The following is a 23,249-nucleotide window of genomic DNA, read 5'->3' on the forward strand; positions in this document are numbered from 1 at the left end:
GCGAACGGACATGGCCGGTCCAAGTCCCGCATGTGTCCAGCTTGTTCAGCCGGTCGAGGCGTGCAGCGGTGCGGCCGCGGGCCGTCGCCCGTGCGGGTGCGGAGGCGTCACTGGCAGAGGAACTTCGACTCCGCCCAGTCGCCCAGCGCCGCCGACGCGAACGGACTCCGGGGTTCGACGACGAGCCGGATCGTCCGGTGACCGGTGAGGTTCACATGGACGGGCACCGCCCGGTCGCCGCCCTCGATCACGGGCGACCGCCAGACCGGGGAGCCGTCGGCGTAGACGGCGAAACGCATCCTGCCTAGACCCAGTGTCAGGTCGTCGACGCCGACCATCGCGTCGTACGCCGTGCAGCTGCGGTTGAGGTCGATGGTGACGGAGGACCTGCCGTGGACGGTGACCCCGTGCGCGTAGTCGGTGTTCGCGATCGACACCCCGCTGCGCTGCCACACCCAACTGCTCTGGCCCAGCCGCATCTCGGGCTTCGTGTGGTCGCCCGCGACGCCGTACTCCAGCTCGCTCCACTGGTAGACGACCGGAGCGGGCGGTGGTGGTGGCGCCGGAGCCGGTGGCGGAGTGGGTGTCGGTGTGGGCTTCGGCGGAGTGGGGGCAGGGGTGGGCGTGGGCTTCGGTGCAGGCGGCGGAGTGGGCGACGGCTTCGGCTTCGGGGTGGGCTTCGGCCGGGGCGAGGGGGGCGGGGTCGGTGTGGGCGCGGGCGCCTTCAGGACCGGTGGCGCGGGTGCGGGAGCCTTCTCGGGCGGCTCGGGAGTGGGAACCGGCGCCTCGACGGCGGGCGAGGCGGCCGGCCGGGCCTCGGGCCGCTTGGCCGCGCTGTCGTTGCCGACGAGGGCGAGTGCCACCGCCGCGGCGGCGACCGCGACGACTCCCGCGGCGATGCCCGCCTTGATCGGGGCGCCGATGCCCTCGGAGGCCGCCGCGCCTCCGCCGGCGCCCGCTCCTCCCGAGCTGCCGCTCGCCGCGGCGGCCGCGCCCGCCGCTCCGGCCGCGCCCGTTCCCACGCCACCGGCGATCAGCGCCATGACCTTCGCGTACCCGGCGGCACCGAACCAGCCGATGACCGCGACCGGGACGACCGCGGGGATGCCGCTGGCGACTTCCTTGATCTGGCCCGCCGCCAGGCGGCACTTGGCGCACTCCTCCAGGTGCTTGCGCAGGCCCCGTTCCGCACGGGTGCGCAGACCGCCGCGGGCGTAGGCGCCGAGCCGGTCGGCGTAGCGAGCGCACTCCTCGTCCATCGTCAGCGTGGTGCTGACGTGGGCCTGGAGGTACGCCTGCTTCAGCCCCTCGCGGGCGCGGCTGGCGAGGACGCGGGTGCCGTTGGCGTCGAGGCCGAAGAGCGTGGCGACCTCGCTGGGCGACTCGTCCTCGACCTCCGTGTGCCACAGCACGGCCTGCCAGCGCTCCGGCAGCGAACGGAAGGCCTGCATGGCCATCGACTGCTCGGCCTCGTGCATGGCCCGGACGTCGGCACCGAGGTCGAGGGTGTCGTCGTCGGAGACCTCGGAGCCGCGGGCGGCCTGGGCGGCGAACACCGCGAAGTCGTCCACGAGTTGCTCTCGCTTGGCGGACTTCGTCCAGTGCGCGGCGACCCGGCGCACGGTGGTGAGGAGATAGGCGCGGACGGCGTGCTCGGGACCACTGCCGCCGCGTACGGCCTGGAGCATGCGGGCGAACACCTCGGCCGTGAGGTCGTCGGCGGTGTGCGCGTCGCGGCAGCAGGTGCGGGCGTACCGGCGGACGGCGTCGGAGTGCCGGCGGTACAGCTCCTCGTAGGCGGTGTCGTCGCCCGCGCGCATCCGCTCGATCAGACCGGCGTCGGGGGGCGGCAGTTCCACCGGGGGTGGCAGCACACCGGGGTCACGCCGGTCGAACCGGTCACGCTGCGGAGGAACGCTCGGGTCGGGGGCGCCCGCTCCGGAGGGTCTGCTCCCGGACGCCGGGCCGCTGCCGGAAGCCGGTCCGGGGACGGGTGTTGGTCCAGGGGCTGCCGCGGGTCCGGGGACGGATGCCGGGCCGGGGCCGGGCGTGCGGCCGGTCGTGGAAGCAGGTCCGGTGCTGGTTCCCGGGGTGCCGGTTCCCGGATCGGGCGCGGCGTCGGACGGCGGGCCGGGCGGAGGGATGTGGGCGGTGCCGCCGCCGCGCGGGCCGCCCTGACTCGGCACCTGGTGCGGGGATGCGCCGCCGGATTCCGTGTCGCCGTCGGCGCCACCGTCACCGAGGGACTCGTCCCGCCCGTCAACGCTCATCGCGGAAAGCCCCCGCCTGCACACTCGGACCCGAATACCGGGACAGAGTGCCACATGCTCCTGAAGCGGGGCCTGTTCGTACGGACCAACCACTCGTCCGAGGGGATTTGCCGCTCGGCAGTACTAACCGTCACCCGTTCGGGGAATGGTCAACGGCCGCGTTGCTGCCGGGAGTTGACGTCCCGCACCGAGATGACCGGATAGGGGTGGAAGCTCCCGGTACGCGCAGGGAGTCCCTGCGCGTACCGGCGGAGCGAGCGTGCGGGCGTCCGTCCGTGCGGACGGCGTGGGTGCGCCGGGGTGGCCCCGGCGCGGATCACGCCGGACGCGAACGGAGACCCTCCAGCAGGATGTCCAGCAGCCGGGCCGAGGCCGCGGCCTGCTGGGCCGGGTCCGGCAGCGAGGGCGCCGCCGTCGCGATGACGAGCAGCACGTCCGCCACGGTGACGTCGGCGCGCAACTCACCCGCGGCGCGCGCCCGGTCGACCAGCCGGCCGACCACCTCGAGCAGCGTGGCCGCGCCGGCGTCGTCCACCGCCGCGATCACCTCGTCCTCGGGAGCGGGCCGCTGCTCGACGAGCCGCAGCTCGGGCGTGAGCTGGGACCGCTGCTGCGGCACCCGCGCCCCGTCCGGCTCCGTCTCGTCCTCCGGCACGCCGACCCGCAGCACCTGCGGGGGCAGCAGCCGTCCGGCGCCCGAGGCCACCGACGTCCGCAGGAAGCGCGAGAGCGCCGACCACGGCTCGTCCTCCTGGCCGAGCGCGGTGCGTGCCTGGTCGGTCAGCCGGGAGGTCTCCTCCTCGGCTATCCGGCGCACCAGGACGTCCTTGCTCGGGAAGCGCCGGTACACCGTGCCGACGCCGACCCGGGCGCGACGCGCGACGTCCTCCATCGGCGCGCCGTAGCCCAGCTCGCCGAAGACCTCGCGTGCCGCGCGCAGTACGTGTTCAAGGTTGCGCTGTGCGTCCACACGCAGCGGTGTCGTGCGCGATCCGTCCACCGGACCGCGGCCGTTCCCGCCCGCCGCGCCGACCGCGCCACCGGGTGCGATGGCAGAAGCCGTCGACCAATGAGAGTCCTGAATGTGCATAAGCGTTCCCCCGGTAATGACGTCTCCCCCCGGAGACTCTCCCCGCCATTGATAGCCGGAGCGTGCGGAACAAGCTTGTGCGCGGGCCCTCGTGCGGACCCACCGAGCGCATCCCCCTACACCCCGTCGACACACGAACATAGTTGAGTGAGGGTCAATTCAGAAGGGGCAGGTTCCGCACGGAGCGCCCCCCGATCGGAGTACGGGCCGGGTACGTCCCGGTTGCGCCCCCTCCGAGTACCCCCCTCGCCCACCGTGACCTGGCCTTCTCCTGCGGACTCCGGCAAATCGGCCAAGTCCGTACGTTGTCCGCGACCGGTCACACAAATTGCTGGGGCTGTGGACAAACTCCGGACAGGGGTGCGTCATGGGATGGTGAAGGAACGTGCGCGCATTCTCATTGTCGGCGGCGGCTACGTCGGGATGTACACCGCTCTGCGTCTCCAGCGAAAGTTGAAGGCCGAACTGAAACGGGGCGACGTCGAGATCGTCATCGTCTCCCCCGACCCATATATGACCTATCAGCCGTTCCTTCCGGAGGCCGCCGCGGGCTCCATCTCCCCGCGCCACGTGGTCGTTCCGCTGCGCCGGGTCCTCGACCAGTGCCGGATCGTCATCGGCGAGGCCCGCTCGATCGACCACGCCAAACGCACCGCGACGCTCACCACCCTCGCCACCGCGGAGGAGGGCGCCGGCGAGGAACAGATCTCGTACGACGAACTCGTGCTCGCGCCCGGCTCGATCTCCCGCACCCTCCCGATCCCCGGACTCGCCGAGTACGCCATCGGCTTCAAGACCGTCGAAGAGGCCATCGGGCTGCGCAACCACGTCATCGAGCAGATGGACATCGCCTCCTCCACCCGCGACCCCGCGATCCGCGACGCCGCCCTGACCTTCGTCTTCGTGGGCGGCGGATACGCGGGCGTCGAAGCGCTCGGCGAGCTGGAGGACATGGCCCGCTACACCGCGCGGTACTACCACAACATCCAGCCCGAGGACATGAAGTGGATCCTCGTGGAGGCCTCGAACCGCATCCTCCCCGAGGTCGGCGAGGAGATGGGCAAGTACACCGTCACCGAGCTGCGCCGCCGCAACATCGACGTACGCCTGGAGACCCGCCTCGACAGCTGCGCCGACCGGGTCGCCGTCCTCGACGACGGCTCGCGCTTCCCGACCCGCACCGTCGTCTGGACCGCCGGCGTGAAACCCCACCCGGTTCTCGCCGCGACCGACCTCCCGCTGAACGAGCGCGGCCGGCTGCTGTGCACCCCTCAGCTGACCGTCGACGGCGCCCCGCACGCGTGGGCGGCGGGAGACGCCGCCGCCGTCCCCGACGTGACCGCGGAGCCCGGCAAGGAGACCGCGCCCAACGCCCAGCACGCCGTGCGCCAGGCGAAGGTCCTCGGCGACAACCTCGCGCACACCCTGCGCGGCGAACCCCTGGAGACGTACTCCCACAAGTACGTCGGCTCGGTGGCCTCCCTCGGCCTGCACAAGGGTGTCGCACACGTCTACGGACGCAAGCTGAAGGGCTATCCTGCCTGGTTCATGCACCGCGTCTACCACCTCAGCAGGGTGCCCACCTTCAACCGCAAGGCCCGTGTGCTCGCCGAATGGACCCTGGCGGGCCTCTTCAAGCGGGAGATCGTGTCCCTCGGCTCACTCGAACACCCCCGTGCGGAGTTCGAACTCGCGGCCGGTGGAAAGCCTCCGACCGACCCGAAGGGGTCGTCCTGACCGGACGCAGGAACTCCACCGGCTGGGGCGGCGTCTGAAGGATGTCGGCCCGGTCGGTCAGACTGCCAGACTGGTCCACGACTTTGGGCGGGTGCACCGCTCGCCCTTCTAACACGAGGCTTTCCCCACTGTGAACTTCACGCGCTGGAGCGCCCGGCTCCCCGGAACGCAGCGCCGCGCCGCAGCGCGGACCGAGCACACGGCCGTCCCGGACCGGCGCGGGGAAGGCGCCGTGCCCGCGGCCCGGGCCGAGCAGCTCACCGACGACGCGCCACCCGGACTCGCCGTCGACGAACTCCCCGTGCGCGAGGTCCTCGACCGCGTCCCCGCGCTCGTCGCCCTCGTGCACGGCCCCGACCACCGCGTCGCCTACGTCAACGACGCGTACATCGCCGCCTTCGGCGCCCGGCCCGCCGCCGAGCCCGCGCGCGAGGCCCTGCCCGAACTGGAGGAGCTGGGCCTGCTGCCGCTCCTCGACCAGGTCCTGCGCAGCGCCAAGTCCCGCACGGTGAAGTCCCGCAAGGTGTCGACCGGCCGCTCGTACACGTTCACCTGCACCCCCGTCGAAGGCTCCCCGGAAGGACACGGCGGAGGCGTCCTGATCTTCGCGACCGACGTCACCGACCACGCCGAGGCCGCCGAGCGGCTCCGCGCCAGCGAGCGCCAACAGCGCGAGACCGCCGTCACCCTCCAGCGCTCCCTGCTCCCCCAGGAGTTGGAGGAGCCCGACGACCTGCGCATCGCCGCCACCTACCTGCCCGGCGGCACGGAAGCGGCGGTCGGCGGCGACTGGTACGACGTCATCACCCTCGGCGGCGGCCGTACCGCGCTCGTCATCGGCGACGTCATGGGCCGCGGGATCCGCGCCGCCGCGGTCATGGGCCAGCTCCGCACCGCGGTCCGCGCCTACGCCCGCCTCGACCTGCCGCCCCACGAGGTCCTCCAGCTCCTCGACGGCCTCGCCACCGAGATCGACGCGAACCAGATCGCCACGTGCGTGTACGCGATCCACGACCCGAACGAGGGCCGGCTGGTCTACGCGTCCGCGGGCCACCTGCCGATCCTGGTCCGCAACGAGGACGGCACCACACACCGCGGCGACGAACCGACCGGGCCGCCACTCGGCACGGGCGGCTGGCTGCACGCCTCCGGCTCGGTCCCCCTCGGCCCCGGCTCCACGGCCGTCCTCTATACGGACGGCCTGGTCGAGCGCCGGGACGAAGACCTCGACGAGGGCATCGCGTCCCTGGAACGCGCCCTGGCCGGCGCCACCGGAACCCCCCAGGTGGTCTGCGACCGACTGGTCCGCGCGGCCGGCGTCACCGCCGAGCACGACGACGACGTCGCCGTCCTCGTCCTCCAGCACCCGTCCCGCACCGGCCCCGACGGCGAACTCTTCCGCAACGCGGCCCTGGAACTGCTCGGCGGAGTCGAAGCCACCCCACGCGCGCGTGCCTTCGCCTCCGGCGTGCTCACCAGCTGGCGCTTCCCGGCCGAGCTGCACGACCTCGGTGTGCTGGCCGCCAGCGAACTCGTCGCCAACTCACTCCAGCACGGCACCCCGCCCATGCGCCTGCGGCTGCGCCGTACCGACCGCCGCCTGATCATCGAGGTGACCGACGGCGACGACCACCTGCCGCGCCGCCGCCGCGCCGAACCCGCGGACGAGGCGGGCCGCGGCATCGCCATCGTCGCCACGATCGCCTCCAACTGGGGCTCCCGCCGCACACCGGGCGGCGGCAAGGCGGTCTGGTGCGAGTTCGCCCTCCCACGCGCCGGGAGCTGAAGCGCCCGCCGGAAACCGAGACCGCCCGTCGGACCGGCACCCCGCGTCCGCCCGGACACTCACCGACGGCCACCCGGAAACATCCGTGCGTCCCCTGGCCGAGCGCGGCACCCGGTGCTAAGAGCTCCCCATGGCAGATGAATCGGGCTTTCAGCTCAAAGGAAGCGCCCCCGAGCGCTACGAGCGGTACGCGGCACCGTTCATGGCGCCCTTCGTGGAAGCGATCCTGGACGCGGTCGACCTCTACCCCGGAGCCACGGTGCTCGACCTGGCCTGCGGCACCGGCTTCGCGGCCCGCGCGGCGGCCGCCCGGGTGGGCCCCGCCGGCCGGGTCTCGGGGGCGGACATCAACACCGGCATGATCGGCGTGGCCGCGGAGCGCGCGCCCCGCATGTATCCGGACATCGAGTTCACCGTCGCCCCCGCCGAAAGGCTCCCCTACGAGGACGCGGCCTTCGACGTGGTCGTGTGCCAGCAGGGCGTCCAGTTCTTTCCCGACCTGGACGCGGCCTTCGCGGAGACGGCCCGCGTGACGCGCCCCGGCGGCCGCTTCGCCGCCACCGCGTGGGCCGCCCGAGAACTCATCCCGTACTTCGCCGCCCAGTACGAAGCGGTCGAGGAACACGGCGGGAAGGAACTCGCGGAGGACTACGAGGGCGCGTTCTCCGGCACCTCCGAACGGCTCTCCGCCGCCCTGCGAGGCGCCGGCTTCCACGATGTCGCCGTCCACCGGATCACTTTCGGCATCCCCTTCCCGCCCCTCGACGCGTACGCCCCCGGCCAGCTCTCGTCCACATCCTGGGGGCAGGCGATCGTCGACACCGCGGGCGAGGACGCGCTCCTGCGCGCGGGACGGGCGGTCCACACCAAACTCGCCGGCCACACCGCCCCCGACGGCACCGCCACCCTCCCCTTCACCGCCAACCTGCTGACCGGCATCCGCTGACACCCCTCCCGCACACACGAAGCGGCCGCCATCACGTCCCTTCGTGATGGCGGCCGTCGTGGTCCGCGTCCGTCCCGCAGCCCGGCGGTCAGGCGCTCGCGGGCACCGGCTCGGCCGGAGCCCCGCCCTGCGCGACCACCCGGCTCCTCGCGAGCCACGGCTGGTTCTGCACCGGCGTGAGCTGCCGCCCGAGCCGCACGGCGAGCACCGTGATGCCGAGCGAGAACAGCAGGAACACCACAACGTACGGGCCGTGCAGCGACGCCCCCATCGGACCGCCCACCGCCGGACCCACCGCCAGCGCGAGCTGCTTCACCAGGGCGAACGCCGAGTTGTACTGACCGGCCATGCCCGTCGGCGCCAGATCGGCGACCAGCGGCGCGACCGTCGGCGACAGCATCGCCTCACCGAGCCCGAAGAGCGCGTACGTCGAGACGAAGGCGGCCGTGGCCATCGTCTGGCTGCCGTGCCCGAGCCCCGCGTAACCGGCCGCCAGCCAGGCGACCGCCCAGATCAGCCCGACCGCGGCGATCACACGGGACCGCTTGCGACGCTCCACGAACTTCAGCACCGCGAACTGCGCGACCACGATCATCGCCGTGTTCGCCGCCATCGCCGTACCGAGCGCGGACGTGGAGATCCCGGCCGCCTCGACACCGTAGGCCGAGAGCCCCGACTCGAACTGGCCGTAGCAGGCGAAGAACAGCACGAAGCCCAGCACGGACAACTGCACCATGGCCCGGTTGCCGAGCAGCTGCTTCCAGCTGCCTCCCTTGCCCTGCGGCGCACCCTCGCCGATCCGTGGCGCATGCGGCATCCGCACCGTCGCCACGATCACGGCCAGCAGCAGGAACATCGCCGCCTCGATCGCGAACAGCAGCGTGAACGAACTCGCACGGCTGGTGTCGACGATGTGCCCGCCGATCAGACCGCCGACCCCGAGACCGAGGTTCTGCAGGAAGAACTGCATCGCGAACGCCCGCGACCGCGTGTCCGCCGTCGAGCAGTCCACGATCATCGTCGCCAGCGCCGGCTGCATCACGGCCTGACCGGCACCCAGCGCCGCAGCCGACAGCAGTACGGTCGTCGCGCCGCTCGCAAGCCCGAGGCTCAGCGCCCCGAGAGCGGCCGTCACCAGGGCGACGAGAAGGACCGGCAGCGGGCCGCGCCGGACGATCGCCCGCCCGGCGAACGGCAGCACGACGAGAGCGGCCACGGCGAAGACGGCGAGCACGATGCCCGCCGTCATGGAGCCGAGTCCCCGCACCTGCGCCACATAGACGTAGAGGAAGGGGACGGTAAAGCCGAGCCCGAACGCGCTGAGTGCGTTGCCCACGTGGATCCGGCGCATCGCTGCGCCCATCGCCCTGGTCACTTTCACCTGCCTTGATCGAGAAGCCGTCGCGGCCCACGTCCGTACGGGAGCGTCCAGGAGACGCGTTCCCCCGCATGGATGCAGGCCTGAAGACTTCGAAGCTAAAGTTAGATATTGAACTGTACACCTCGAAGGACTTCGACGCCAAGCGGTGCCGTGCCATACTCGGGCCATGGGCGACACCCCCGGCGTCAGCGAGCCGACACTCGACGAACAGATCGCCGCGTACCAGCGCGAGTTCCAGGACCTGGACCCCCAGGTCGAGGAGATCGTCTCGGCGCTGTCCCGCCTGAACCGGCGGATGAACGTCGCCTACGGCCGGCAGACGGCCGCACTCGGCATCAGCAACGCCGAGTGGGAGGTCCTCAAGGCCCTCGTGCTCGCGGGTGCCCCGTACCGCCTGGGCCCGAGCGAACTGGCCAAGCGGCTCGGCCTGACCCCCGCCGCCATGACCCACCGCATCGACCGCATGGTCGGCGAGGGCCTGGTCACCCGGGAGCGGGACGAGTCGAACCGGGTCCGCGTCATCGTCGAGCTGACGGACGAGGGCCGGGAGAAGTGGCTGGAGGCGATGCGGATGGCCACGGTCTTCGAGGAGGACCTGCTCCAGGACCTCTCCACCAAGGAGCGCGGTGTACTGGGAGAGGTGCTGACCCGTCTCCTGCGCAGGGTGGAGGACGCCCAGCCGGACGCCGGCGGCCGGCTCAGCGACCTCGATTAAAGATCTTGACAGGGGAGGGTTGACACTGCCTCCCCGGATCCGTAAGGTTCTTCGAGTTGCCACGGGGCCGGAACGGTTCCGCGACAACACATCCGCCGCGGATGCGGCACCCAAACCTTCAGTACGATCTCCCACCGGGATTCAATTCGGCGTGCCCGAATTGAATTCGATTTGGGCCTGGCAGCCCGATTAGGAACTGCCGGGAGGATCCGCTAAAGTTTGGGACGTCGGAACGGCCCAACAGCCGCGAGGACAAGCCCCGCTGACTGGGGGTCAGGCCCGAAAGGATCTGATAGAGTCGGACTCGCCGGAAAGGGAAACGCGAAAGCGAAAACCTGGAAAGCGCCGAGGAAATCGGATACGGAAACGGTCTGATAGAGTCGGAAATGCAAGACCGAAGGGAAGCGCCCGGAGGAAAGCCCGAGAGGGTGAGTACAAAGGAAGCGTCCGTTCCTTGAGAACTCAACAGCGTGCCAAAAATCAACGCCAGATTTGTTGATACCCCGTCTCCGGCCGATCGGCCGGGACGAGGTTCCTTTGAAAAAAGTCCTGCCCCTTGGGGTAGGCGCACAGCGAGGACGCTGTGAACGACCGGTCCTATTCCGACCGGTTGTTCCGCTCTCGTGGTGTCGTCCCGATTACGGGAAAACATTCACGGAGAGTTTGATCCTGGCTCAGGACGAACGCTGGCGGCGTGCTTAACACATGCAAGTCGAACGATGAAGCCTTTCGGGGTGGATTAGTGGCGAACGGGTGAGTAACACGTGGGCAATCTGCCCTTCACTCTGGGACAAGCCCTGGAAACGGGGTCTAATACCGGATAACACTCCTGCCTGCATGGGTGGGGGTTAAAAGCTCCGGCGGTGAAGGATGAGCCCGCGGCCTATCAGCTTGTTGGTGAGGTAGTGGCTCACCAAGGCGACGACGGGTAGCCGGCCTGAGAGGGCGACCGGCCACACTGGGACTGAGACACGGCCCAGACTCCTACGGGAGGCAGCAGTGGGGAATATTGCACAATGGGCGAAAGCCTGATGCAGCGACGCCGCGTGAGGGATGACGGCCTTCGGGTTGTAAACCTCTTTCAGCAGGGAAGAAGCGAAAGTGACGGTACCTGCAGAAGAAGCGCCGGCTAACTACGTGCCAGCAGCCGCGGTAATACGTAGGGCGCAAGCGTTGTCCGGAATTATTGGGCGTAAAGAGCTCGTAGGCGGCTTGTCACGTCGGTTGTGAAAGCCCGGGGCTTAACCCCGGGTCTGCAGTCGATACGGGCAGGCTAGAGTGTGGTAGGGGAGATCGGAATTCCTGGTGTAGCGGTGAAATGCGCAGATATCAGGAGGAACACCGGTGGCGAAGGCGGATCTCTGGGCCATTACTGACGCTGAGGAGCGAAAGCGTGGGGAGCGAACAGGATTAGATACCCTGGTAGTCCACGCCGTAAACGGTGGGAACTAGGTGTTGGCGACATTCCACGTCGTCGGTGCCGCAGCTAACGCATTAAGTTCCCCGCCTGGGGAGTACGGCCGCAAGGCTAAAACTCAAAGGAATTGACGGGGGCCCGCACAAGCAGCGGAGCATGTGGCTTAATTCGACGCAACGCGAAGAACCTTACCAAGGCTTGACATACACCGGAAAGCATTAGAGATAGTGCCCCCCTTGTGGTCGGTGTACAGGTGGTGCATGGCTGTCGTCAGCTCGTGTCGTGAGATGTTGGGTTAAGTCCCGCAACGAGCGCAACCCTTGTTCTGTGTTGCCAGCATGCCCTTCGGGGTGATGGGGACTCACAGGAGACTGCCGGGGTCAACTCGGAGGAAGGTGGGGACGACGTCAAGTCATCATGCCCCTTATGTCTTGGGCTGCACACGTGCTACAATGGCAGGTACAAAGAGCTGCGAAGCCGCGAGGCGGAGCGAATCTCAAAAAGCCTGTCTCAGTTCGGATTGGGGTCTGCAACTCGACCCCATGAAGTCGGAGTTGCTAGTAATCGCAGATCAGCATTGCTGCGGTGAATACGTTCCCGGGCCTTGTACACACCGCCCGTCACGTCACGAAAGTCGGTAACACCCGAAGCCGGTGGCCCAACCCCTTGTGGGAGGGAGCTGTCGAAGGTGGGACTGGCGATTGGGACGAAGTCGTAACAAGGTAGCCGTACCGGAAGGTGCGGCTGGATCACCTCCTTTCTAAGGAGCATCTAGGCCGCCAAGCTTGCTTGGTGGTCCAGGGCCATTACGTCGGCATACGTTCGACGGTGGTTGCTCATGGGTGGAACGTTGATTATTCGGCACTCTTGACTGTCTTCTCCTTCGAGTACTGTCCTTCGGGGCGTGGAAAGAATGAGGGAAGCAGGAAGAGGGTCGGGCACGCTGTTGGGTGTCTGAAGGTACGGCCGATTGTTGGCTGCCTTCAGTGCCGGCCCCAGTGAACTCCGGTGGTAACCGGGGGTGATGGGTGGTTGGTCGTTGTTTGAGAACTGCACAGTGGACGCGAGCATCTGTGGCCAAGTTTTTAAGGGCGCACGGTGGATGCCTTGGCACCAGGAACCGATGAAGGACGTGGGAGGCCACGATAGTCCCCGGGGAGCCGTCAACCAGGCTTTGATCCGGGGGTTTCCGAATGGGGAAACCCGGCAGTCGTCATGGGCTGTCACCCACTGCTGAACACATAGGCAGTGTGGAGGGAACGCGGGGAAGTGAAACATCTCAGTACCCGCAGGAAGAGAAAACAACCGTGATTCCGGGAGTAGTGGCGAGCGAAACCGGATGAGGCCAAACCTTGTATGTGTGAGACCCGGCAGGGGTTGCATGCAAGGGGTTGTGGGATCTCTCTTTCACAGTCTGCCGGCTGTGAGGCGAGTCAGAAACCGTTGATGTAGACGAAGGACATGCGAAAGGTCCGGCGTAGAGGGTAAGACCCCCGTAGTCGAAACATCAACGGCTCGTTTGAGAGACACCCAAGTAGCACGGGGCCCGAGAAATCCCGTGTGAATCTGGCGGGACCACCCGCTAAGCCTAAATATTCCCTGGTGACCGATAGCGGATAGTACCGTGAGGGAATGGTGAAAAGTACCGCGGGAGCGGAGTGAAATAGTACCTGAAACCGTGTGCCTACAAGCCGTGGGAGCGTCGCGCATCGAGTTTACTCGGTGCGTCGTGACTGCGTGCCTTTTGAAGAATGAGCCTGCGAGTTTGCGGTGTGTTGCGAGGTTAACCCGTGTGGGGAAGCCGTAGCGAAAGCGAGTCCGAATAGGGCGATTTAGTAGCGCGCTCAAGACCCGAAGCGGAGTGATCTAGCCATGGGCAGGTTGAAGCGGCTGTAAGAGGTCGTGGAGGACCGAACCCACCAGGGTTGAAAACCTGGGGGATGACCTGTGGTTAGGGGTGAAAGGCCAATCAAACTCCGTGATAGCTGGTTCTCCCCGAAATGCATTTAGGTGCAGCGTCGTGTGTTTCTTGCCGGAGGTAGAGCACTGGATAGGCGATGGGCCCTACCGGGTTACTGACCTTAGCCAAACTCCGAATGCCGGTAAGTGAGAGCACGGCAGTGAGACTGTGGGGGATAAGCTCCATGGTCGAGAGGGAAACAGCCCAGAGCATCGACTAAGGCCCCTAAGCGTACGCTAAGTGGGAAAGGATGTGGAGTCGCACAGACAACCAGGAGGTTGGCTTAGAAGCAGCCACCCTTGAAAGAGTGCGTAATAGCTCACTGGTCTAGTGATTCCGCGCCGACAATGTAGCGGGGCTCAAGCGTACCGCCGAAGTCGTGTCATTGCAGCAATAGGGCCAACGCCCGCTGTGATGGGTAGGGGAGCGTCGTGTGCCGGGTGAAGCCGCGCCGGAAGGCAGTGGTGGACGGTTCACGAGTGAGAATGCAGGCATGAGTAGCGATACACACGTGAGAAACGTGTGCGCCGATTGACTAAGGGTTCCTGGGTCAAGCTGATCTGCCCAGGGTAAGTCGGGACCTAAGGCGAGGCCGACAGGCGTAGTCGATGGATAACCGGTTGATATTCCGGTACCCGCTGTGAAGCGTCAAACATCGAGCCCATTAATGCTAAGGCCGTGAAGCCGCCCTGATCTCTTCGGAGTTGAGGGGAGTGGTGGAGCCGCCGGCCCAAGGTGGTAGTAGGTGAGTGATGGGGTGACGCAGGAAGGTAGTCCATCCCGGGCGGTGGTTGTCCCGGGGTAAGGGTGTAGGCCGTGTGATAGGTAAATCCGTCACACATTAAGGCTGAGACCTGATGCCGAGCCGATTGTGGTGAAGTGGATGATCCTATGCTGTCGAGAAAAGCCTCTAGCGAGTTTCATGGCGGCCCGTACCCTAAACCGACTCAGGTGGTCAGGTAGAGAATACCGAGGCGTTCGGGTGAACTATGGTTAAGGAACTCGGCAAAATGCCCCCGTAACTTCGGGAGAAGGGGGGCCATCACTGGTGATCCGATTTACTCGGTGAGCTGGGGGTGGCCGCAGAGACCAGCGAGAAGCGACTGTTTACTAAAAACACAGGTCCGTGCGAAGCCGTAAGGCGATGTATACGGACTGACGCCTGCCCGGTGCTGGAACGTTAAGGGGACCGGTTAGTCACTCTTCGGGGTGGCGAAGCTGAGAACTTAAGCGCCAGTAAACGGCGGTGGTAACTATAACCATCCTAAGGTAGCGAAATTCCTTGTCGGGTAAGTTCCGACCTGCACGAATGGCGTAACGACTTCTCGACTGTCTCAACCATAGGCCCGGTGAAATTGCACTACGAGTAAAGATGCTCGTTTCGCGCAGCAGGACGGAAAGACCCCGGGACCTTTACTACAGTTTGATATTGGTGTTCGGTTCGGCTTGTGTAGGATAGCTGGGAGACTTTGAAGTCATGGCGCCAGCCATGGTGGAGTCGTCGTTGAAATACCAGTCTGGTCGTGCTGGATGTCTAACCTGGGTCCGTGATCCGGATCAGGGACAGTGTCTGATGGGTAGTTTAACTGGGGCGGTTGCCTCCTAAAGAGTAACGGAGGCGCCCAAAGGTTCCCTCAGCCTGGTTGGTAATCAGGTGTTGAGTGTAAGTGCACAAGGGAGCTTGACTGTGAGACCGACGGGTCGAGCAGGGACGAAAGTCGGGACTAGTGATCCGGCGGTGGCTTGTGGAAGCGCCGTCGCTCAACGGATAAAAGGTACCCCGGGGATAACAGGCTGATCTTCCCCAAGAGTCCATATCGACGGGATGGTTTGGCACCTCGATGTCGGCTCGTCGCATCCTGGGGCTGGAGTCGGTCCCAAGGGTTGGGCTGTTCGCCCATTAAAGCGGTACGCGAGCTGGGTTTAGAACGTCGTGAGACAGTTCGGTCCCTATCCGCTGTGCGCGTAGGAATATTGAGAAGGGCTGTCCCTAGTACGAGAGGACCGGGACGGACGAACCTCTGGTGTGCCAGTTGTCCTGCCAAGGGCATGGCTGGTTGGCTACGTTCGGGAGGGATAACCGCTGAAAGCATCTAAGCGGGAAGCCTGCTTCGAGATGAGTATTCCCACCCCCTTGAGGGGTTAAGGCTCCCAGTAGACGACTGGGTTGATAGGCCAGATCTGGAAGGCGGGTAACCGCTGGAGGTGACTGGTACTAATAGGCCGAGGGCTTGTCCTCAGTTGCTCGCGTCCACTGTGTTGGTTCTGAAACCACGAACAACCGTCGTAGCTATGCCACGGCTCCGGTTGACAGTTTCATAGTGTTTCGGTGGTCATAGCGTGAGGGAAACGCCCGGTTACATTCCGAACCCGGAAGCTAAGCCTCACAGCGCCGATGGTACTGCAGGGGGGACCCTGTGGGAGAGTAGGACGCCGCCGAACAATTTTTGAGAAGACCCCCGTGCCGGGGATACCGGTACGGGGGTTTTCTGCGTTCCAGGGCCTTTTTCGTACGGCCGGGCGTCGGTGAATTGAGAAAGACGAAGGAATGGGGGGCGGTCTCCTTATGGAGACCGCCCCCGATTCCTGTTTTCCGGCTACTTCAGGCGGGACGACGCGACGATCGAGACGATGTGGGCCGGCACCAGGAGCCAGACGATCGCCGTCACGGCGATCGTGGCGACGCGGGTGGCGGTCAGGTCGCCGAGGGCCAGGTCGACGACCGCGGTGACGAGCAGCAGAAGAGTGCACTCGATGCCGTTGACCAGGCGGTGGAGGCCGACGGCCGAGGCGAGCCTGCGGACGTTGGCGAGACCGCTGGAGCGCGGGACGACGGACTGATCGGTGGCCTTCTGCATGCCACTGTCGGAGCGTGCCACGTGCACGAGGTCCGAGGACGACTTCAGCAGCAGGACGCCGACGGCCGCCGCGAGCCCCGCGACCAGGTAGGGGTCCAGACCGAGCTGGGCGGCCCGGATGCCCATGCCGACCATGACGGCCGCGTCGGCGAGGTAGGCGCCGAGCCGGTCCAGGTAGACGCCGAGCGGGCTGAACTGGCGCCGCCAGCGCGCCACTTCACCGTCCACGCAGTCGAGCAGCAGGTACAGCTGCATGAACAGGACGGAGAGGACCGCGCCGCCGAGGCCCGGCAGGATCAGGGCGACTCCGGACAGGACACCCGCGGCCACCATGATCACGGTGATCTGGTTCGGCGAGATACGGGCGTCGACGAGCCGGAGGGTCACCCGGAGGGACAGGGACCTCATGTAGAGGCGGCCGGCCCAGTGTTCGGCCCTGCTGTCCAGCTTGCCCTCGGGATGAATGACGGTGCGGAGTTCCTCGAGTTGGACCTTGGCCATGCGGTGTTTCTCCCTGACGAGCCGATGCTGTAGCGGTTGTTGGCTGGAGCTGTCGTACAAGGGAAGAGCATGACGGGGGGTGGGCAGACGGCGTTCGGCAGGGTGGATATCCGGGTGAGCGATGGTGCGGCGCCGTACTACCGTGACCCTCATGACCCACGTGATCCGTTCCATATGGCCCGACGAGTGGCGCCAGGTGAAGGAGCTCAGGCTCGACGCACTCCGGGACCCCGTCGCTCATCTCGCGTTCCTGGAGACCTACGAGGACGCGTCCGCCAAGGCCGACGGCTTCTGGAAGGAGCGGGCGGCCGGCGCTGCCGTGGGCGTCGAGCAGCGGCAGCAGCTCGTCGCGGTCGGCGAGGACGGAGCGTGGGGCGGGTCCGTGACCGTTCTGGTCGAGGAGGCCGGGTCGGTCGACCCGTTCGGGCAGGTCACCGAGCAGAGCCAGGGACATCTGGTGGGGGTCTTCGTACGGCCCGAGCACCGGGGGAGCGCGGCCGGGGTGACCCAGGCACTCTTCGACGCCGCTCTCGTGTGGTCCTGGGGGATCGGACTGGAGCGCGTACGGCTCTTCGTCCACGAGAAGAACAGCCGGGCGGAGGCGTTCTACCGGAAGGCCGGTTTCCGTCCCACCGGGAACACCGTGCCGATGCCCGGGGACACCGGGGAGCTGGAGCTGGAGTTCGTGATCACCCGGAGCGAGTGACGGAGCGCCCTCCGGTATCCGGCGCGGCGGCCTAGGATTCCCGGGGAGGATCGCAGCCGTCCCGGGGGAGCAGACGTGGAACTCGCCGCTGTCGGAACGAGGTTGGCCTCGGCCGCCGTGGGCCCTCTCGTGAAGAGACTGTTCGTCACCGAAGGACCCGGTGCCGGGCTCGTCGACCGGCCGATCCGTATCTCCGGGTATGTCTCCTTCACCGGGGAGAAGCGCTCCCTCACCGAGGCGGACGTCCGTGAACTCGCGGCGAAGCTGGTCCGGCAGGGGCTGCGGAGCGGCGAACGGGCCATCGCGGACGCCGAGGAACAGGCCGTCGTCGACGCGCTCGGCGCCACGCTCCACGCACTCGGTGACCTCACCCTCACCGACCTCGACGCCGTACGGCTGGGGCACCAGGAGTTCGCGCGGGAGCTGCGGCGGGCCGGTGACCGTCCCGAGCGCCGTCTGAGTTCCGCGGCGACGTACTTCTACGAGCGGCTGGTCGACACCGCCTGTCTGCACATCCTGCAGTTCTTCACGCAGCGGTCGACGTTCGTCGCGCACGCTCTGGTGGAGCAGGCCCGGGGCCTCGACGAACTCATCTCCAAGGTGGACGAGTTGGTCCGGCGCAGCCCCCTGCCGGGCGGCGAGGACGCCGCCTTCGAGCAGCGGTATCTGGAGCATCTGCGCAAGAAGCACGGGAAGCTCACCATCCACGGGATCGACCTGAGCAGCTCGCCCACGCGGTGGCCGCTGGATGTGGCGTACCTGAACCTGGAGACGACCCGTCGGGTGCCGAGTCCGGCGCCCCGGGGGGAGACCGGGCAGGCCTATCAGCGGGCGCTCGCCGACGGGACCGAACCCGCCGACCAGGTCCTCGACGCCGACCGTCGGGTGCTGCTGCGCGGTGAGGCGGGTTCCGGGAAGAGCACGCTCGTGCAGTGGCTGGCCGTCACCGCCGCCCGCGGGGGGTCGACCGGGCGGCTGGACCACCTCGACGGCCGGGTGCCCTTCGTCCTGCCGCTCCGTACCCTCACACGCCACGGCCTGCGGCTGCCCAACCCCCGTGACCTGCTCGCCGCGACCGGCTGCCCGTTGGCCGGCGGGCAGCCGGACGGATGGGAGGACCGGGTGCTCCTCGCCGGACGCGGGTTGATCCTCGTCGACGGGATCGACGAGGTCCCCGAGCCCGAGCGGGAACGGACCCGCGGCTGGCTGCGGGACCTGATGGAGACGTACGACGGGGAGAACCGCTGGCTGGTCACGTCCAGGCCCTCCGCCGTAGGCCACGACTGGCTGGTCGAGGACGGGTTCCGCGAGGTGACGCTCTCCGCCATGGGACCGGCCGACGTCGCGGCCTTCATCGGGCGGTGGCACGCGGCGGCCGGCGCGGGTTCGGACGACGGGGGCGAGCTGGACCGGTACACGGCACAGCTCCGTACGGCCGTGCGGACGCAGCCGGACCTGGGGCGGCTCGCCACCAACCCGCTGATGTGCGGCTTGATCTGTGCCCTCCACCATGACCGGCGCGGCTCCCTGCCCCACGGCCGCAAGGACCTGTACGAGGCCGCTCTGTCGATGCTGCTCAGCCGCCGCGACCGGGAGCGGGACATGGCGCTTCCCGCGCTCCGCGAGGAGCCGCAGCTGGCGGTGCTCCAACTCCTCGCCTACTGGCTCATCAAGAACGGCCGTACCGAGATGGACCGTTCACGGGCGGAGGCCATCGTGGCCCGGGTGCTGCCGGCGATCCCCGAGGTCGCGGAGCTGGGCGGGGCGCCGGCCGTCCTCGACCACTTCGTCCAGCGCAGCGGCCTGGTGCGCGAACCCGCGCCCGGCACCGTGGATTTCGTCCACCGGACCTTCCAGGACTTCCTCGGTGCGCGGGCCGCCGTCGAGGAGGGCGACTTCGGGCTGCTGGTCGAGCACGCGGACGACGACCAGTGGGAGGACGTGATCCGCATGGCCGTCGCGCTCGCCCGCCCCCGGGAGCGCGAGGCGATCTTCCGGGAGCTGTTGGCGCGGGGGGAACATGCACCGGACCAGCGGGTACGGGCGCGGATCCACCTGCTCGCGGCGGCCTGCCTCGAGCACGCCACGTCGCTCGCTCCGTCCGTGCGGGAGGCCGTGGAGCGGGCGACCGCGGCCCTCGTCCCTCCGGGGAACGAGGAGGAGGCGCGGGCACTGGCCGATGTCGGGCCGTTGATCCTGCACCTGTTGCCCGGGCCCGGGGACCTCGACGACGACATGGCCGCGTACCGCACGGTCATCGCGGCCTCGCACATCGCCTCGGACGCGGCGGTCGCCTTCCTCGCCCGCTTCACCGGGCACCCCTTCGTCCGGGTCCGTGCCCAGCTCATGTGGGCCTGGTCCCGCTTCGACAGCGCGCGGTACGCCGACGAGGTCATCGGGCGGCTGGATCCGGAGGGCCTCATCCACACCGTCCGCACCGACGAGCAGCTCGGTCACCTGCGGCGACTCGGGCGGGTGCCGGAGAGCATGGACGTGAGGGCCGGTGTGTCCGTGGCCGCTCTGGCCTCCTACCTCGCGGTGCACCGCGTCCGTGAACTGACGCTTCCCGAGGGCATGGTGGCCGGTGTGCGCGCCGCGCTGGGGGAGGTCTCCGTCGACGTGGACGCCGATCCCGTGCGCGGTGCCGACGGCCGGGTCCGGGTGGTGCGGCTGACGCTCGATGGGTGACGGGTGGCGGGTGATGGACGGGGCGGGGAGCGGTTCTCGGCCGGTCAGTCCGGCAGCTCGTACGACGGCCACCGCGAGCGGAGTTGTTCACGCGAGCGGAGGAGGGCCAGGGTCGGGAGGCCGCGGGCCGGGCCCGTGGTGAGGAGGTCGGGGAGCTGGGGGAGCGGGGCCACCGCCGCCACGTCGTCCAGGACGAGCGTGAGTGGTGGGTCGAGCCGACCGGAGGATGACCGTTCGGCCATGCGCCGGCCACGCTCGACCACGCTTGAGGTGAGGGCCGTCAGGAGCGGCATGGCGCCGGGGTGCGCCTTGGGGTCCTCGATCGGTTCACCGACCACATAGAGCGTGCCCCCTTCGTCCACGAAAGAATCCAGGGTGAGGCTGTCAGTTCGGTTCGGGGCGCAGGATTCCCGGATGTTGACCGTGCCGAGCGAGGAAAGGGCCCGTGCCGTCAACTCCTGGGCGATGTCCCGGCGTTCGGGGTGCGAGGTGAGTGCGGCCTCCAGTTCGCCGGCGGCGCCGGACGCGGCCTTGGGGTTCGTCCGCAGGGCCCGTACGGCGTCCTGGACCTGGGTGCCCTGGGCCCACCGATGCACGTGGCGGAAGGCCTTGCCCTCGACGGCCGCGGCGTGCAGATAGCTGCGCAGGAGCGTTTCGGCGACGTCGGCCATCGCCTGGTCGACCTTGGCGGTGGGGCGCACGCCGGCGAGGAGGGCGCTCGCGCGGGCAGCGGCCGTCTCCCTGTCCTGGCAGCCGGCCGCGGGGGACCAGTGCATGCGGGCCGGGGTGTCGCACAGGTGGGTGGGGTCGTAGAGGAGGACGGGGCCCAGCTTGGCGCGGGCGTCTTTGGTCTCCGACCAGATGCGCGGGTCGGAGGTGACGACGAGCGCGGGACCCTCGGCGTCGCGCACGGCCTGGGTGGCGGTGGGGCGGCGGGCCTCGGCCGCGCCCAGGACCACCGCGTGGGTGTTCTCCCAGGCCTGCTTAGGCTGGGCCGGTGTCGTGGTGAGGGGGGCCGTGCCGTCGGTGGGCGCCACCTCCCGGCCGCCCGCCCACATCGTGGCCGCCGTGGCGGCTCCCGCGCCCGCGTCCGCACCCGGGGCGGCAGGTGCCCGCCCGGCCGGCTGTGCGTCTGTCTGTACGCCCGCCTGGGCGGTGCCCGTCCGTCGCCCGGACCGATCCGCCGTCGGGGCGTCCTCGGCGGCCAGGGAGGCCGTGGGAGCCGTCACCGGCGGCTGCGTAGCGGATGTCGGCTGTGCGGGGCCGGGATACTGCGCGGTCGCCGGGGGCTGCTGCTCCGCCCACGCCTGCTGCTCGGCCCTGGCCGACGGCACCACCGGGCCGATCGCACCGGCGGACGCCACCGCTTCGGCACGTCTTCGGGCCCGGCCCGCACGCCACCGGGCCACCGTCCCCATCACGAACACGGTGAGGACCAGCAGGACCATCAACTGGCCGATGAACAGGCCCCAGAAGAGCCCGTAGCCGGACAGCTGCGCGGCGGGGGTGTCGGGCCAGGCGCCCGGCAGGTCGTGCGGCGCGCCGATCAGATGCCGCATGGCCAGGGGCGTCCGCGGAAAGGTGACCGCGTCCGGCCAGGCACCGCGGGCGAACAGGCCCGCGAGGCCCGTCGCCGTCCACACCATCAGGGTCATGCCGAGGAGGAAGCCGAGCACCCCGATCAGCAGGCCGTCGGGGATGCCGCCCTCCCCCTCGCGCCGGGGGCCGTTCCGGTCGTCCGGTCTCATCGCAGGCCGCCTCACGCCACCGTGGACTCGGAGGAGTCGTCGATGTCGCTGAGGTGCTGCTCCATGAAGGCCGCCGCCCGTTCCTCCGCCTCCAGTTCGGCGGCGCGCATCGCGTCGTCGGAGAGGAGGAGGTCGGCCGAGGACTCGGTCATGGCCCGGTCGGTGAAGACCAGGGGGCGCTCCGTCTCGGTGATGAGGTGCTTGACCACCTGGACGTTGCCGTTGACGTCCCAGACCGCGATGCCCGGAGTGAGCGTCGGGATGATCTCGACCGCCCACCGTGGCAGGCCGAGGACCCGGCCCGTCGCCCGTGCCTCGTCGGCCTTCTGGGCGTAGATCGTTCTGGTCGACGCCATCTTCAGGATCGCCGCGGCCTCCTTCGCCGCCGCTCCGTCGACGACGTCGGAGAGGTGGTGGACCACCGCCACGAAGGACAGGCCGAGGCGCCGCCCGAACTTCAGCAGCCGCTGGAAGAGCTGGGCCACGAAGGGGCTGTTGATGATGTGCCACGCCTCCTCCACCAGGAAGATGCGCTTCTTGCGGTCGGGCCGGATCCAGGTGTGCTCCAGCCACACGCCGACGATCGCCATCAGGATCGGCATGGCGATGGAGTTCCGGTCGATGTGCGACAGGTCGAAGACGATCAGGGGGGCGTCCAGGTCGATGCCCACCGTCGTCGGACCGTCGAACATGCCCCGCAGGTCACCGTCGACGAGCCGGTCGAGGACGAGGGCGACGTCCAGACCCCAGGCCCGAACGTCGTCTATGGCGACGTTCATCGCCTCGGCCGACTCCGGTTCGGGGTGGCGCAGCATCTCCACGATGTCGGTGAGGACGGGCTGGCGCTCGACGACCGTCTCGTTGACGTAGGCGTGCGCGACCTTCAGGGCGAAGCCGGAGCGTTCGTCGAGGCCGTGGCCCATGGCGACCTCGACGATGGTGCGCAGCAGGGCGAGCTGGCCCGTCGTCGTGATCGCGGGGTCGAGCGGGTTGAGCCGGATGCCCATGTCGAGGGCGGCCGTCGGGTCGAGCCGGATGGGGGTTATCCCCAGCTCCTCCGCGATGAGGTTCCACTCGCCGACGCCGTCCTCGCCCTGGGCGTCGAGGACGACGACCTGGCGGTCGCGGAAGCGCAGCTGGCGCAGGACGTAGGTCTTCTCCAGGGCCGACTTGCCGTTGCCGGACTCGCCGAGGACCAGCCAGTGCGGGGCGGGGAGCTGCTGCCCGTACAGCTGGAAGGGGTCGTAGATGTAGCCCTTCCCGGAGTACACCTCGCGGCCGATGATGACGCCCGAGTCACCGAGGCCGGGCGCGGCCGTGGGGAGGTAGACGGCCTGGGCCTGTCCCGTGGAGGTGCGGACGGGGAGCCGGGTCGTCTCGACCTTTCCGAAGAGGAAGGACGTGAAGGCGTCGGTAGCGATGGACAGCGGATCCCGCATCAGTGCA

Annotated in this window: 12 protein-coding genes and 3 rRNA genes; 9 read left to right on the forward strand and 6 right to left on the reverse strand. The window is 68.4% G+C overall.

The window, feature by feature from the left end; translation table 11 throughout:
- Nucleotides 1-107: 107 nt before the first annotated feature.
- Both OG406_RS21380 and OG406_RS21385 read right to left on the reverse strand, forming a co-directional pair.
- Entirely contained in the window at nucleotides 108-2,270 is a 2,163-nt protein-coding gene (locus tag OG406_RS21380; protein WP_266847795.1) for a sigma-70 family RNA polymerase sigma factor, read from the reverse strand.
- A 316-nt stretch (nucleotides 2,271-2,586) separates the two neighbouring features.
- On the reverse strand, nucleotides 2,587-3,360 hold the full coding sequence (locus tag OG406_RS21385; protein WP_266614895.1) for a TetR/AcrR family transcriptional regulator: 774 nt from the start codon (nucleotides 3,358-3,360) through the stop codon (nucleotides 2,587-2,589).
- Nucleotides 3,361-3,732: 372 nt separating this feature from the next.
- On the opposite strand from OG406_RS21385, the gene OG406_RS21390 reads away from it, so the two are divergent.
- The 3 genes from OG406_RS21390 (at nucleotide 3,733) to OG406_RS21400 (ending at nucleotide 7,829) form a co-directional block, all read left to right on the forward strand.
- Nucleotides 3,733-5,097 (forward strand): NAD(P)/FAD-dependent oxidoreductase, encoded by a 1,365-nt coding sequence (locus OG406_RS21390; RefSeq protein WP_326842851.1) that lies wholly within the window; start codon nucleotides 3,733-3,735, stop codon nucleotides 5,095-5,097.
- A 130-nt stretch (nucleotides 5,098-5,227) separates the two neighbouring features.
- On the forward strand, nucleotides 5,228-6,883 hold the full coding sequence (locus OG406_RS21395) for an ATP-binding SpoIIE family protein phosphatase (protein ID WP_329187235.1): 1,656 nt from the start codon (nucleotides 5,228-5,230) through the stop codon (nucleotides 6,881-6,883).
- Nucleotides 6,884-7,013: 130 nt separating this feature from the next.
- Entirely contained in the window at nucleotides 7,014-7,829 is an 816-nt protein-coding gene (locus OG406_RS21400) for a class I SAM-dependent methyltransferase (RefSeq protein WP_164369502.1), read from the forward strand.
- Between the two features lie 88 nt (nucleotides 7,830-7,917).
- Here OG406_RS21400 and OG406_RS21405 read toward each other — a convergent pair whose 3' ends face one another.
- Nucleotides 7,918-9,192 carry an MDR family MFS transporter gene (locus OG406_RS21405; protein ID WP_329187238.1) on the reverse strand — a complete coding sequence of 425 codons (1,275 nt, stop codon included), beginning with the start codon at nucleotides 9,190-9,192 and terminating at the stop codon, nucleotides 7,918-7,920.
- Between the two features lie 184 nt (nucleotides 9,193-9,376).
- Between OG406_RS21405 and OG406_RS21410 the strand changes: the two genes are divergently transcribed.
- The 4 genes from OG406_RS21410 to rrf all read left to right on the forward strand — a co-directional run bounded on the left by OG406_RS21410 (nucleotide 9,377) and on the right by rrf (nucleotide 15,744).
- Nucleotides 9,377-9,925, forward strand: coding sequence for a MarR family winged helix-turn-helix transcriptional regulator (locus tag OG406_RS21410; protein WP_164369504.1), 549 nt, complete (start codon nucleotides 9,377-9,379; stop codon nucleotides 9,923-9,925).
- A gap of 651 nt (nucleotides 9,926-10,576) precedes the next feature.
- Nucleotides 10,577-12,102, forward strand: a 16S ribosomal RNA gene (locus tag OG406_RS21415).
- Between the two features lie 315 nt (nucleotides 12,103-12,417).
- A 23S ribosomal RNA gene (locus OG406_RS21420) occupies nucleotides 12,418-15,541 on the forward strand.
- A gap of 86 nt (nucleotides 15,542-15,627) precedes the next feature.
- A 5S ribosomal RNA gene (rrf, locus tag OG406_RS21425) occupies nucleotides 15,628-15,744 on the forward strand.
- Together the 16S, 23S and 5S rRNA genes form the textbook arrangement of a ribosomal RNA operon.
- A 155-nt stretch (nucleotides 15,745-15,899) precedes the next feature.
- Here rrf and OG406_RS21430 read toward each other — a convergent pair.
- On the reverse strand, nucleotides 15,900-16,661 hold the full coding sequence (locus OG406_RS21430; protein ID WP_266614888.1) for a CDP-alcohol phosphatidyltransferase family protein: 762 nt from the start codon (nucleotides 16,659-16,661) through the stop codon (nucleotides 15,900-15,902).
- A gap of 151 nt (nucleotides 16,662-16,812) precedes the next feature.
- Here OG406_RS21430 and OG406_RS21435 point away from each other — a divergent pair, with 151 nt between their 5' ends.
- Both OG406_RS21435 and OG406_RS21440 read left to right on the forward strand, forming a co-directional pair.
- Nucleotides 16,813-17,367, forward strand: coding sequence for a GNAT family N-acetyltransferase (locus OG406_RS21435; RefSeq protein ID WP_329187240.1), 555 nt, complete (start codon nucleotides 16,813-16,815; stop codon nucleotides 17,365-17,367).
- A gap of 75 nt (nucleotides 17,368-17,442) precedes the next feature.
- A complete protein-coding gene (locus OG406_RS21440; RefSeq protein WP_443067096.1) occupies nucleotides 17,443-20,055 on the forward strand; it encodes an NACHT domain-containing protein in 2,613 nt (870 codons plus the stop codon).
- A gap of 44 nt (nucleotides 20,056-20,099) precedes the next feature.
- Here the strand turns inward: OG406_RS21440 and OG406_RS21445 are convergent, their stop codons facing one another.
- Both OG406_RS21445 and OG406_RS21450 read right to left on the reverse strand, forming a co-directional pair.
- Nucleotides 20,100-21,803, reverse strand: a complete 1,704-nt coding sequence (locus tag OG406_RS21445) for a type IV secretory system conjugative DNA transfer family protein (RefSeq protein WP_329187244.1) — start codon at nucleotides 21,801-21,803, stop codon at nucleotides 20,100-20,102.
- 11 nt (nucleotides 21,804-21,814) lie between these two features.
- Entirely contained in the window at nucleotides 21,815-23,242 is a 1,428-nt protein-coding gene (locus tag OG406_RS21450) for an ATP-binding protein (RefSeq protein ID WP_081218166.1), read from the reverse strand.
- Nucleotides 23,243-23,249 lie beyond the last annotated feature (7 nt).

The sequence above is a fragment of the Streptomyces sp. NBC_01428 genome, from assembly GCF_036231965.1.
Classification (GTDB): Bacteria; Actinomycetota; Actinomycetes; order Streptomycetales; family Streptomycetaceae; genus Streptomyces.

Coding starts and splice junctions, on each gene's coding strand:
- OG406_RS21435 (WP_329187240.1), top strand. CDS start 16,813: ATGACCCACGTGATCCGTTCCATATGGCCCGACGAGTGGCGCCAGGTG.
- OG406_RS21410 (WP_164369504.1), top strand. CDS start 9,377: ATGGGCGACACCCCCGGCGTCAGCGAGCCGACACTCGACGAACAGATC.
- OG406_RS21380 (WP_266847795.1), bottom strand. CDS start 2,270: ATGAGCGTTGACGGGCGGGACGAGTCCCTCGGTGACGGTGGCGCCGAC.
- OG406_RS21400 (WP_164369502.1), top strand. CDS start 7,014: ATGGCAGATGAATCGGGCTTTCAGCTCAAAGGAAGCGCCCCCGAGCGC.
- OG406_RS21445 (WP_329187244.1), bottom strand. CDS start 21,803: ATGAGACCGGACGACCGGAACGGCCCCCGGCGCGAGGGGGAGGGCGGC.
- OG406_RS21390 (WP_326842851.1), top strand. CDS start 3,733: ATGGTGAAGGAACGTGCGCGCATTCTCATTGTCGGCGGCGGCTACGTC.
- OG406_RS21405 (WP_329187238.1), bottom strand. CDS start 9,192: ATGGGCGCAGCGATGCGCCGGATCCACGTGGGCAACGCACTCAGCGCG.
- OG406_RS21430 (WP_266614888.1), bottom strand. CDS start 16,661: ATGGCCAAGGTCCAACTCGAGGAACTCCGCACCGTCATTCATCCCGAG.
- OG406_RS21450 (WP_081218166.1), bottom strand. CDS start 23,242: ATGCGGGATCCGCTGTCCATCGCTACCGACGCCTTCACGTCCTTCCTC.
- OG406_RS21385 (WP_266614895.1), bottom strand. CDS start 3,360: ATGCACATTCAGGACTCTCATTGGTCGACGGCTTCTGCCATCGCACCC.